The organism is Bacillus sp. FSL K6-0268, assembly GCF_038005425.1.
GTDB classification, from domain to species: Bacteria; Bacillota; Bacilli; order Bacillales; family Bacillaceae_G; genus Bacillus_A; species Bacillus_A thuringiensis_S.
Map to the genome: position 1 here is coordinate 2130756 of NZ_JBBOTF010000001.1, position 12049 is coordinate 2142804.

Genomic DNA, 12049 nt, shown 5'->3' on the forward strand with positions numbered 1-12049 from the left:
GACTTTGTACATAAAACATGACTACAAGAAAAAGATTCTGAAATCCTTCTTTCAAAAGAAATTATATATGCTAGCAATCTTGAAAAATAATGCTATTATGAAACAGAACAAATAACATTTTTAACAGATTGGATGAAAGACAATGGAATTGGTAAACTCAATTTTTCAAATACTCCTTACAAGCGTAATCCAATTATTTTCCTTAATTGGCGTTATCATTGTAATTGGATTTCTATTAGGTTATTTAGAATCACTAACACGAATGTATTGGTCGAGGGCTTTCGGAAGAAAAGGATTCCTTTTAACGGCGTGGATTGGTGTTCCGATCCACGAACTTGGACATGCCATTATGTGCGTACTGTTCCGTCATAAAATTGTAGCAACGCAGTTTTTCCCAACAGATACAAGTCAAGGAGCATTAGGTTACGTACAACATCAATACAATCAAAAAAGTGTGTATCAACGAATTGGGAATTTCTTCATCGGCATCGGGCCTATTATTTCTGGTATTACTGCATTAATCCTTTTAATGCGCTATTTCGTACCAGAATCATATTTTTTATTTAATACAACTCTCGAAAAAACGATCGCTTCTACTTCTATTAATGTAGAAATGATTCAAAACATGCTCTTGTCGACGTTTGTATTATTGAAAAGCTTATTTACAATCGGCAATTTATTGAATCCTTCCTTTTGGTTATTTTTATTTATCGCCATTTGTATTTCCGCACATATCGCTTTAAGTAAACCAGACATTAAAGGATCAATAGACGGAGTTATCGTCATGTTTATCGTTTTATTTTTATTCAACATCATAGCGGGACTGTTTCAATACGACAGTAACCAGCTAATTGGACAGGTTATGAAATATAATATGTATCTCATTGCGTTTTCTAGTGTAGCACTGCTTTTCTCTTGTCTTTCTACACTCGTTAGTTTTTCGTTTTATAAAATAAGAAGAGGGCGTTCTTTTTGAACGCCCTCTTCTTATTAATTATTCCCCTTATAATCACAATGCTCAACAGGCACACGAGCATGCCCTTCTTCATCGGTACACCATGACTGTGATTGGAATGCAAGAAAGATACCAATCCATTCTTCTTCCTTTTCAAAGTGAATGAGTATCCCTCCGTCTTGCCATATGCCATTATCACCTTTCCATTTCTCTACATTCCCTTGATTCATGTGAATATCATGTATACCGTTTCCTGGTTTGAAATGAAAATAGGAATCTGGTGTGTTTTCTTCTGGTCCCCATCTTTCACCAAACGCGTAAATAATCGCTTTTTCTTCTATCGCTCGCTTTATATAACGTTCTATTTTTTCGTTTAAATCATTATCTGCTCCTGCTTTTTCGGGAGGCAAAGGAATCATTTGTTTTGAATCAAATAGATTTCCTCTTACATAATCTAAAGCCACTTTCGGTTCATTGTTTTTTATTTCTGTAAAACCGAATGGTAATGTCGGTAAAATATGAATCGCTTCTGATTTAATATTGTTACTCGCAAAATATAAAACTTCTGACGGATAACTTTGCGATTTTACGTTAATTGCAATACGATAATCTACTCCTACTTCATCTTGTAAATGAACTTGATAATGAGGTGTTTTCCCTTTTCCAATCTTTGATTGTATAACTGTACCTTTTAACACACCGTAGTTTTTTAGGGGCATACATTTCATCTCCTATTCATCTAAAATCGGCAAGGATACCCCCTACTTCAATCGTGTGAAGGGCGATAGCCCAACGATAAGTGGGGGAGGAATTGCCGGCAGATACGGTATGGTACGTTAAAAATCCTAAGATTCTGTACCATATCAAGTATCTGAAACTTCCACCTTGCCTCCTACTTTCTCTACTTAAGTTGTTTGCTTTCACTAAAAATCTGTTACAATTTAATTTGTGAAAGGCGGTGAAAATAATGCCTACAATTACTGCAAAAATACAAATCCATGTTTCCGATAATCAAGCTGAAAGTCTAAAGATAACAACGAACGCTTACCGCAAGGCTTGTAATTGGTTATCAAAACACATATTTGAAACAAAGAACCTTAATCAAGTAAATCTCAATAACTTATATTATTCTGATTTGCGAAATCAATTTAGGTTAAAAAGTCAAATGGCTCAATCTGTGATGAAAACTGTAATTGCTCGTTACAAGTCGGCTAAATCAAATGGACATGAATGGTCTTTGATTGACTTCAAACTTGCAGAATATGATTTAGTCTGGAATCGAGATTATTCACTAACCAAAAACCAATTTAGTGTAAACACGCTTGAAGGTCGCCTAAAACTAAATTATGAGCGTAAGGCTATGAAGAAATACTTCAACAGCACTTGGAAATTTGGTACTGCTAAATTAGTGCATAAGTACAAAAAGTGGTTCTTACATATCCCGATGACAAAAGAGTACCAAACATTAGATTTCGCAGATGTAAACAACATCGTTGGTGTTGATTTAGGAATCAACTTCCTTGCAACCACTTATGATAGTCAGGGCAAAACAACCTTCTACAACGGAAATATTGTTAAACATAAGCGTGGTAAATTTAAAGCTACTCGTAAGCAATTACAAACACGACAAACACCATCTTCTCGTAAGAAAATAAAACAAATTGGCTCAAGAGAAAACCGTTATGTAACTGATGTAAACCATCAAATTACAAAGGCACTCGTTGAGGCATACCCTAGAGGTACTATGTTTGTTTTAGAAGACTTAACAGGGGTTCGTTCTGCGACAGAGAAAGTACGAGTGAAAAACCGCTATGTTTCTGTATCTTGGGCTTTCTATCAGTTCCGTCAAATGCTTGAGTATAAAGCTGAATTGAATGGACAAAAGGTAATTGTGGTAGACCCCAAATATACTTCCCAAACTTGCCCTAAGTGCGGAAACATTGAAAAAGCGAATCGTAATAAAAAGCTACACACTTTTAAGTGTAAAAATTGCCAATACCAATCAAATGATGACCGTATTGGTGCGATGAATCTACACCGTAAGGGAATTAAGCATATCAGTGTAGTTACCACAGGAGTATAGCTCTTGTGGTAGGGGCGAAGTCAACCGTCCTTATGCTCCACCATACTAAGGTAGGAGAGCATTGCTCGTTCGTACTACTGGGTAGGAATAAGCGTAGTTGCTCTCTATGAGGGTAGAAGCACTGTCGAACTCCGACAGACGCAAGCCCCCACTTCAAACGACCCGTAAGGGTGTTAAGTGGCGGGTTGTTGACTTAGTAGAAGCTTTTCATATTTAAAACATTATCCATTCATAAAAAAAATCCTCCTATGTTAGGAGGATTTTTAATTTCTCAACATATACCAAACAATAACCTCTACCACTACAAGCAAAACCGCACCAAAGATCATTAACGTCGTCTTCTTTAATAGTTCATTTTCACGGTAAGGGATATTACATAAGTAAGCACCTAGTGTAATCCGTGATGGACAAGCGATTGTCGCTACTGATGATGCGGTGTTTTGAAGTGTTGTGACATATTGCCACGGGAGTGCTACGTTTTGTGCGGTTTGCATTTGTAGTTTTATAAACATTGCATTTGATCCTGCGTTACTACCTGTTAAAAATCCACCAATAGCGCCAATAAACGGCGCAACGAAAACGAAAAAGGTTCCAAATGTATCACCAGCTGTCTTTGCGAGTAATGAATGCATGCCTGATGCACCCATTAGTTCTGAAATGGCGATAAACATTGTCGTCGTAATAGCAAATGGAATCCATTGTTTGATCGTTTGTGAGAATGATTGTTTAATAATATTAGACGGGATGCGGAAGAAAATAATAGTAAATAAGCAAGTCATACCGAGCCAAAATCCTGGTGAATATAGTAACTCTAGTTTATAAGAGTATGATTTCAAATCAAGAACCGCATATGATCTGAACAAATCATGTAATGCTGGAACGAGGCGAGAAAGTAAAATACAAACTGTTAGAAATATATAAGGGCTAATAATTTTTATAATGGATACTTCTCTCTCCGTTGCAGCGGCATGTTCTGTTATAAGATTTTGCCCACTTTTTCCTTTTAATTTAATGATAAGAAAGCCAAATGTAATCGTAACGATAGAACTTAATATCCCGGCTAGTTCAACACTTACGTACGCATTAGAAAGATATATTCCGAGAGAAAATAATAGAAAGAACCCTACTCCTTCTTTCCACTTTTCTATAACCGCTTGCCAGCCGCCAACAACGTGTAAAGAAAGAATAACGAAGTAAGCAAACATCGGAATACTTAATAGCGCTGTATTTGTACCAAGTGTTGTAAGAGGCATATTTATTAGCTGCGAACCGATAATCGTACCCGTTGCCATTGCGCCCCATGAACTAGCTAGTAAGCCGATGAATGAGAGCAGTACAGCTTGAAATGGTTTATAGCCTAGCGAAAGAAAAATAGGTGCTGCAACCATGAATCCAATACCAAATCCACTTACTGATTCAATAAGCGGACAAATGCCAAAACACATAAGCAGCATTTGTAATAAGCGATCATGTGTGATTTCTTCTAAAAAACGTGCTACTTGATCGATGTATCCCATTTTGTTCATGAGGTGAAATAAAAAAATACCGAAAAATAAAACGTACCCGACAATAAAACAAATTAACCATCCTTTAATCGTTGCGTGCACAGTTTCACTTATCCCTAATCGAAACGTTGGCGAGAGTAAAACGATTCCGACAGACACTGCATAAGAAATTAACGAGGATCTTAATGACGTTTGTTTAAATAAAAATAAACAAATGAAAATCATCATAATTGGGATAAGTGCCAACAATATGGCCATGTTATCATCTCATTTCGTTTAAAATACAATTTTTAACTATTATATAACAGATGACATAATTTTCAATTGTTTTTACAACAGATTCAAAAAAGGAGCCGTTTGGCCCCTTTTCATTCACCCCATTTTCTATTATTCTGAAAAACTGTCTGCTGCCCAATTATTTTTTCTAACACAACAAACACAATGTAAGTACATATTGCTTGCAATACAATATTCCCAAATTTCATTAATGTAAATGAATGAATCCGTAGAAATAATTCGTTTAATAATACAATCGAAACGATACTAAATAATTCTATACTAATCGAAAATAGACATATTTCTAAAATAGACTGTTCTTGAATGCGATTTAAGTTGGAAAAGATAAATACATATCCTAAAAATAGAGCCATCAACTCTATTTTCGCCATGCTAATGAGCCAAGCGTATAGTGGTATAGTTAAAAGAAGATACAGTAATTTGCGTCTTAGCATGCCTTCTCACCTCTGAATTAAATGTATTTTCTGTATATTTTAACATTTATTACGCAAAACAAAAAGAAGAGACTTACGCCTCTTCTTTTTGTTTTGTTGCATATATTAATTCACATATTTCTTCTCGTTTTTCATTTTCTAAAAGCTCAATGATCTTACTTCCAACAACAACTCCGTCACATATTGTAACCATTTCTTCTACATGTTCTTTTGTTGAAATACCGAATCCTGCGACTACTGGTAAGTTGACGTGTGATTTTACTTTTTCTAAGTAACTACGAATCTCCTCTTTAAAGTTTTGACGTACTCCCGTTACGCCCGCTACTGTAACAGCGTAGACGAATCCTTCTGATTCACTCGTAATTTTTTCGATTCGCTCAATTGGGCTCGTTACGGTAACGAGTGGAATTAGCGCAATGTTTGCCTCTCGAAGTAACGGCGCAATAATATTTTGTTCTTCATATGGTAAGTCTGGAATGATGATGCCGTCTACACCTGCTTCTATGCAGTTTTCGATGAATCGTTCTTTTCCAAATGCGAGTACTGGATTTAAATATGTCATGAGTATAAACGGAATTTGCACTTCTTCCCTTACCTCTATTAATGCTTGAAAAATTCCTTTTACTGTTATACCGCTATCTAGCGCTCGCTTCCCTGCTCTTTGAATCGTTGGGCCATCTGCAACTGGATCTGAAAACGGGATACCAATTTCAACGATGCTTGCTCCTGCTTCGTCTAGAAAACGAATTCTTTCTTTTAATTTCTCAAGTCCACCATCTCCGCCCATTACGTACGGAATAAATGCTTTCTTACCATTTTCAAACGCTGCTTTAATTTTTTCTACTCCCATTTTTCACACCTCTTCCATATAACGTTTTATACTCTCTACATCTTTATCACCGCGGCCTGATAAGCAAATGACAAGTCCTTCGTCTTTCTTCATTTGCGGCGCTAATTTTAATGCATATGCGACAGCATGTGAGCTTTCTAAAGCCGGAATAATTCCTTCTTTTTTCGTTAATAATTGAAATGCTTCTAACGCTTCATCATCAGTAATTGAATGATAAGAAACGCGGCCAATATCTTTTAGCAAGCTATGTTCTGGACCAACACCTGGATAATCGAGTCCTGCTGAAATAGAGTGCGCTTCTTGAATTTGCCCTTCTTCGTTTTGCAGAAGATACATCATTGATCCGTGTAAAACACCGACGCTTCCTTTCGTTAAAGTTGCTGCATGCTTTTCTGTATGAACGCCTTTCCCTGCTGCTTCTACGCCGTAAAGAGCGACCTCTTCATCGTGTACGAACGGATAAAACATGCCCATCGCATTACTACCACCGCCAATACAAGCAACGACTGCTTCTGGTAACTTTCCTTCTAACGCCTCATATTGTTTTTTCGTTTCATTTCCAATTACACTTTGGAAATCACGGACAATTTGCGGGAATGGATGTGGCCCGAGAACGGATCCCATAATGTAGTGTGTATCGTGCACGTGTGAAACCCAGTAGCGAAGCGCCTCGTTCACTGCATCTTTTAATGTGCCGCTACCTGCCGCTACACTTTCTACTTTCGCTCCGAGTAATTCCATTCGGAACACATTTAATTTTTGACGTCTCACATCTTCCTCTCCCATAAAGATGACGCATTCTAATCCGAGTAGGGCACATACAGTAGCAGTTGCCACTCCGTGTTGTCCTGCTCCTGTTTCAGCGACAACTTTTTTCTTGCCCATTCGTACTGCAAGTAGTGCCTGACCGATTGTATTGTTAATTTTATGAGCTCCTGTATGGTTCAAATCTTCACGTTTTAAATAAATCTTTGCACCACCGCAATACTTCGTCATATTTTCAGCGAAATAAAGCGGTGTTTCCCTTCCAACGTACGTTTTTAAATAATGATTTAATTCCTTTTGAAACGCTTCATCTTGCATCGCTTCTTTATATGCTTCTTCTAGTTCTAATACAGATTGCATTAACGTTTCTGGAACGTATCGTCCTCCGTATATACCGTAGTGACCTTTTTCATCTGGATATGCGTAGTTCATTTGGAACACTCCTTCGATTTTATAATAAATTGTTTTATTTTCTTTAGATCTTTCTTTCCTTCTGTCTCTACTCCGCTACTTACATCGACCATATATGGCCGAACAGTTCGAATTGCTTCTTCTATGTTAAGGATGTTTAATCCACCAGCTAATATCGTTTTCTTTCGCAACTCTTTTGGCATATGCTCAAGTAATTCCCATGAAAATGTCTTTCCATTTCCTCCATGAAACTTTTCTTTCGGGCTATCAAACAATATATAATCCGTTTCATATGCTTGAGCGCTTTTCATATCACTCTCTGAAGTTACTCCTAGCGATTTTATAGACGGAATATTCAATCTTCTAATTTGATGATTCTCTTCATCCCCATGTAGTTGCACATGCGTTAACCCGCACTCATCTGCAATCTTCTGAATCACTTCAACTGATTCATTTACGAAAACCCCGATTTTTAATACGTGTGCTGGAAGCTCCCCAATAATTTCTTTCGCTAGCCCCAGAGTAATTTTCCGCTTACTTTCTGCAAAAACAAATCCGATTGCATCTGCTCCGTATTCGCAAGCACATTTTGCTGTTTCAACATCAGTAATACCACAAATTTTCACTTTCATATATTCACCTTACAATCTTCAAAAAAGCTACTAATAGAAGATGATGTCATAAGTGCCTCTCCAACTAATACACCTTTTGCTCCAGCTCTTTTAACGCGGGTAATATCTTCTTTTGAATGAATGCCACTTTCACTAATCCAAAGTAATTTCTCCTCATTCAATCGTTTTCCTAACTTTTCAGTTTGGCTTAAATCTACTTCGAACGTTTTTAAATTACGATTATTAATGCCAATAACATGTGGATTTAGTTGGATCGCAGTTTCTAATTCCTGTTCATCATGAACTTCAACAATCGCTTCCAATCCTTTTTCTAACACGTAGCTATACAACTCTTTTAACTTTTCTTTCGTTAACGCTGCTACGATTAGTAAAATAATATCTGCTCCCGTTTCATACGCTCTATCGATTTGAATCTTATCGATTATGAAATCTTTACATAAAAGCGGAATGTTACTTTCTTCTCTTGCTGTTTGTAAATCGTGAAACGATCCTTTAAAAAATTGACCATCTGTTAAAACAGATACTGCTCCTGCCCCACAGTCTTCATATGTTCCCACTTGTTTTCGTACGTCAACGTGTAAATTGATATCTCCTTTTGATGGTGATGCTCGCTTTACTTCTGCAATGACAGTAAACTGCTGTAACGCTTCTACAAGTGAATGTGTCTTTCTTTTTGTTTTGACTGGTGTATACGTTTCATATAACTCCGCAACTTCCTTTTTCTTCTGTTCTACAATTTTATCTAAAATCGTCCCCACTTTAGTTCACCCTTTCTAATTTTTCGTTGCTTGCTGCAATTAATAAGTTTAATTTGGTTAATGCTTTTCCAGAGTCAATGCTATGTGTTGCTAGTTTAATTCCTTCTTCAATCGTTTCTGTTTTTCCATTTGCAAAAAGGGCTAGACCTGCATTTAATAACACTGTATCGCGGTAAACACTCTTTTCTCCACTCAATACGCCGACTGTAATCTTTGCATTTTCTTGTGAATTCCCCCCTCTAATTTCTTCATTTTTCACTCTTGAAAAACCATAATTTTCTGGATCAATATTCATTTCTACTATTTCATTATCTTTTAAAAGGACTACTTGATTTTCCCCTTGTAATGACGCTTCATCTAAAAAACCACTTCCATTTACGACAAGCGCTTGTTTCCGGCCTAACTTTTGTAATACTTGTGCAACTGGTAATAACATATCTCGTTTATAAATACCGACAAATTGTGTTTCTAAATTCACTGGATTTGTTAAAGGACCAATTAAATTAAAGATTGTCGGCACGTTTAACTCTTTTCTTATTTTCATAATGCGCCTTAGTGCTGGATGCATTGCTGGTGCAAATAAGAAGGCAATGCCCACATGCTCTAGTAAATAATCAATCTCGTTTGGCGTACTACTAATATTTACACCTAGTTCTTCTAATAAGTCTGCACTTCCTGTTTTACTAGAAACGGCACGATTACCATGTTTTGCAACCTTTACACCTGCTCCTGCCAGTACGAATGCTGATGTTGTGCTAATATTAAACGTTTGAGCACCGTCACCACCCGTCCCGCAATTGTCCATTGCTCCTTGTATATGGTTCGAAAACGGCAATGCCTTTTCGCGAAGAGCTCGAACGAGACCGTATATTTCTTCTGCAGTTTCACCTTTCGCTTTCAGTAAGACTAAGAAAGCTGCAATTTCACTTTCTAATATGTTTTCACTTAATAAAAGTAGTCCTGCTTTATACATTTCCTCTTCTGTTAAATGTTGACCCTCCACTAATTTACGAAGATAGTTATTCATACTCTTTCCTCCTCTTTTACTTCTGTTAAAAAGGCACGTATTAACTTTCCGCCTTCTTCTGTTGCGATTGATTCCGGATGAAACTGTAATCCGAAGAGCGGATAATAATTGTGACGGACTGCCATTATTTCTCCGTCGTCCATCGCTGTCGCTAATATGTCAAAACAATCTGGCAAGCTCGTTTGCTCTGCAACAAGGGAATGATAGCGCATCGCCGTCAGCGGCTGTGTAACGTATGAAAAGATTGACGTTCCGTTATGTTTCACACGCGATGTTTTTCCGTGTTTAATACGTTCTGCTCTAACAATGTCTCCTCCAAATGCGGCTATGATCGCTTGGTGGCCAAGACAAATCCCTAATATGGGAACGTTCTTATAAAAATGACGAATCACTTCGATACAAATACCAGCATCCTCTGGTTTTCCTGGTCCTGGTGAAAGCACAATTCCTGTTGGATTCATCTCTTCTAGCTGTTCTATCGTTATTTGATCATTTCTTACGACTACAATATCTTCTTCGTATTCACCTAACAGTTGATACAAGTTATAAGTAAATGAATCATAATTATCAATTAGTACAATCATTTCATTACCTCCAATAGCGCTCTCGCTTTATTTAATGTTTCTTCATATTCAGCTACTGGATCTGAATCGTAAACGACTCCTGCTCCGGCCTGAACGTATGCTTTTTCATCCTTTACGACCATCGTTCGAATGGCAAGTGCCATATCAAGATTCCCTGAAAAACTAACGTATCCAACTGCTCCGGCGTATACGTTTCTTTTTTCATTCTCTAGCTCATTTATAATTTCCATCGCTCTAATTTTCGGAGCTCCAGAAACTGTCCCTGCTGGTAAGCAATACGCTAACGCATCAAATCCGCTCGTTTGTTTTCGCAATGTTCCGTAAACTTCAGATACAATGTGCATAACGTGAGAATATTTTTCTACTTTCATATATTTATCTATCGTCACGGATCCAATTTTACTCACTCTGCCAATATCATTTCGCCCAAGATCTACAAGCATCATATGCTCTGCTCGCTCTTTCTCATCTTCCAACAGTTCTTTTCCGATTTCCTCATCTTCCCTCTTCGTTTTCCCTCTCGGTCTTGTACCAGCAATTGGATTCGTCATTACTTTATCCTCCCTTACTGATAGCAAACTTTCCGGTGAAGAACCGAGTACAACATAATCTTGAAAATCGATATAGAACATATATGGTGATGGATTTGCAATTCGAAGTTTTCGGTATAACGCGAATGGATCACCAATACATTCACTTTGCAAACGCTGTGACAGTACGACTTGGAATATGTCCCCAGCTCTTATATGTTCTTTCGCCATTTCTACCATCTCACAAAACTCTTTTTCCGTTATAGAAGAAGTGAATGATAATGTGGATTGTATTGCATTTACTTCAGCTTCTTCTCCTTGTAGCACTTCCTCTTTGTATACTCGTAGCCTTTCGTATACTTCCTCATAATCTGCTGAATCATCTTCCCTGCATACATATACAAACGACAACTTTTGGCGTAAATGATCGTAAACGATAAACTCACGATATAGTAAAAGGTGTACTTCCGGAATATTTAATGGGTCGTGTAAATCCGCTCCAATGTTTTCATACTGCCGAATGACATCATATCCAATATAACCAACTGCTCCTCCGCAAAATGGAAATGGGCTATCTACTTGTGATGATGCGATTACTTCTTCTAACACTTGTAGTACGTTACCTTTTAACTTTTCTGTTTGCCCATATATCATTCTTTCTACTTCCGTACCAACGCTTGTCACCTCTCCATAAGGATTACATCCTAAGTAAGAATAACGCCCTTTATCTTGATGAATCTGTGAACTTTCTAATAAAAATTTCTTCTTCCCTTTCATACGTCTATATAAAGAAATTGGCGTAATGCTATCTCCTTCTTCTTCAGTGATTACTAAAAATGTCTTTCTCTCTCTTTTTTGTTTTATAAATTCTTCTTTCGTCATCATGTCCTTCACCTCACTCTGAAAAATAAAAAAGTCCCCTACATATCGAAAATATGTAGAGGACGATAAATATACCGCGGTACCACCTCGTGTTGGATGCAAAAGCATCCCGCTTTGTTCAGGTACAAAATTTATACCTTATCCTTGTAACGGCGGAACCCGGGTTGCCTACTGAAAATAATTGTTCAGCATACCTCTCGTAAGCCCATTCCGTATATGGCACCGTACCGGGCTCCCACCTATTCCCGGCTCTCTGTAACGTCTCCAATATACGTACTCTTCTTACTTAAACGATTTCATTTATTTAATTTTTTATACACAAAAAGGGAGTACTCA

General features: G+C 37.3%; 12 protein-coding genes and 1 other annotated feature. Of the genes, 2 read left to right on the plus strand and 10 right to left on the minus strand.

From position 1 onward, the window contains the following. The first annotated feature begins 142 nt into the window (after positions 1 to 142). Complete coding sequence (locus tag MHI28_RS10945; RefSeq protein ID WP_000424512.1) at positions 143 to 976, plus strand: hypothetical protein; 834 nt, start codon at positions 143 to 145, stop codon at positions 974 to 976. Positions 977 to 990: 14 nt separating this feature from the next. On the opposite strand, the gene MHI28_RS10950 is transcribed toward MHI28_RS10945, so the two are convergent. Further along, positions 991 to 1674: a DUF2278 family protein gene (locus tag MHI28_RS10950; protein ID WP_001128581.1), complete on the minus strand. Its 684-nt coding sequence runs from the start codon at positions 1672 to 1674 to the stop codon at positions 991 to 993. Positions 1675 to 1922: 248 nt separating this feature from the next. Between MHI28_RS10950 and MHI28_RS10955 the strand changes: the two genes are divergently transcribed. Next, positions 1923 to 3038, plus strand: a complete 1116-nt coding sequence (locus tag MHI28_RS10955; RefSeq protein WP_001142359.1) for an RNA-guided endonuclease InsQ/TnpB family protein — start codon at positions 1923 to 1925, stop codon at positions 3036 to 3038. Positions 3039 to 3301: 263 nt separating this feature from the next. Here the strand turns inward: MHI28_RS10955 and MHI28_RS10960 are convergent, their stop codons facing one another. The 9 genes from MHI28_RS10960 to trpE form a co-directional block, all read right to left on the minus strand. After that, the gene (locus tag MHI28_RS10960; protein ID WP_000996271.1) at positions 3302 to 4801 is read right to left on the minus strand and encodes an L-lactate permease; all 1500 of its coding nucleotides are present in this window, start codon (positions 4799 to 4801) and stop codon (positions 3302 to 3304) included. Positions 4802 to 4911: 110 nt separating this feature from the next. After that, positions 4912 to 5274: a DUF4029 domain-containing protein gene (locus MHI28_RS10965; protein ID WP_000946134.1), complete on the minus strand. Its 363-nt coding sequence runs from the start codon at positions 5272 to 5274 to the stop codon at positions 4912 to 4914. A gap of 73 nt (positions 5275 to 5347) precedes the next feature. Beyond that, positions 5348 to 6124: a tryptophan synthase subunit alpha gene (gene trpA / locus MHI28_RS10970; protein ID WP_340827949.1), complete on the minus strand. Its 777-nt coding sequence runs from the start codon at positions 6122 to 6124 to the stop codon at positions 5348 to 5350. A gap of 3 nt (positions 6125 to 6127) precedes the next feature. Then, on the minus strand, positions 6128 to 7321 hold the full coding sequence (gene trpB / locus MHI28_RS10975) for a tryptophan synthase subunit beta (protein ID WP_001105026.1): 1194 nt from the start codon (positions 7319 to 7321) through the stop codon (positions 6128 to 6130). Beyond that, positions 7318 to 7932 (minus strand): phosphoribosylanthranilate isomerase, encoded by a 615-nt coding sequence (locus MHI28_RS10980; protein ID WP_000865127.1) that lies wholly within the window; start codon positions 7930 to 7932, stop codon positions 7318 to 7320. The genes trpB and MHI28_RS10980 overlap by 4 nt, the downstream gene beginning before the upstream one ends. Further along, positions 7929 to 8690, minus strand: coding sequence for an indole-3-glycerol phosphate synthase TrpC (trpC, locus tag MHI28_RS10985; RefSeq protein ID WP_000536711.1), 762 nt, complete (start codon positions 8688 to 8690; stop codon positions 7929 to 7931). The genes MHI28_RS10980 and trpC overlap by 4 nt, the downstream gene beginning before the upstream one ends. Before the next feature lies 1 nt (position 8691). After that, on the minus strand, positions 8692 to 9717 hold the full coding sequence (gene trpD, locus MHI28_RS10990; protein ID WP_001067363.1) for an anthranilate phosphoribosyltransferase: 1026 nt from the start codon (positions 9715 to 9717) through the stop codon (positions 8692 to 8694). Beyond that, a complete protein-coding gene (locus tag MHI28_RS10995) occupies positions 9714 to 10301 on the minus strand; it encodes an aminodeoxychorismate/anthranilate synthase component II (RefSeq protein WP_000636336.1) in 588 nt (195 codons plus the stop codon). Before MHI28_RS10995 ends, trpD begins: the two co-directional genes overlap by 4 nt. Continuing rightward, positions 10298 to 11716 (minus strand): anthranilate synthase component I, encoded by a 1419-nt coding sequence (gene trpE / locus MHI28_RS11000; protein ID WP_002162884.1) that lies wholly within the window; start codon positions 11714 to 11716, stop codon positions 10298 to 10300. Before trpE ends, MHI28_RS10995 begins: the two co-directional genes overlap by 4 nt. Before the next feature lie 52 nt (positions 11717 to 11768). Further along, positions 11769 to 12013: a binding site (T-box leader), on the minus strand. Positions 12014 to 12049: the final 36 nt, after the last annotated feature.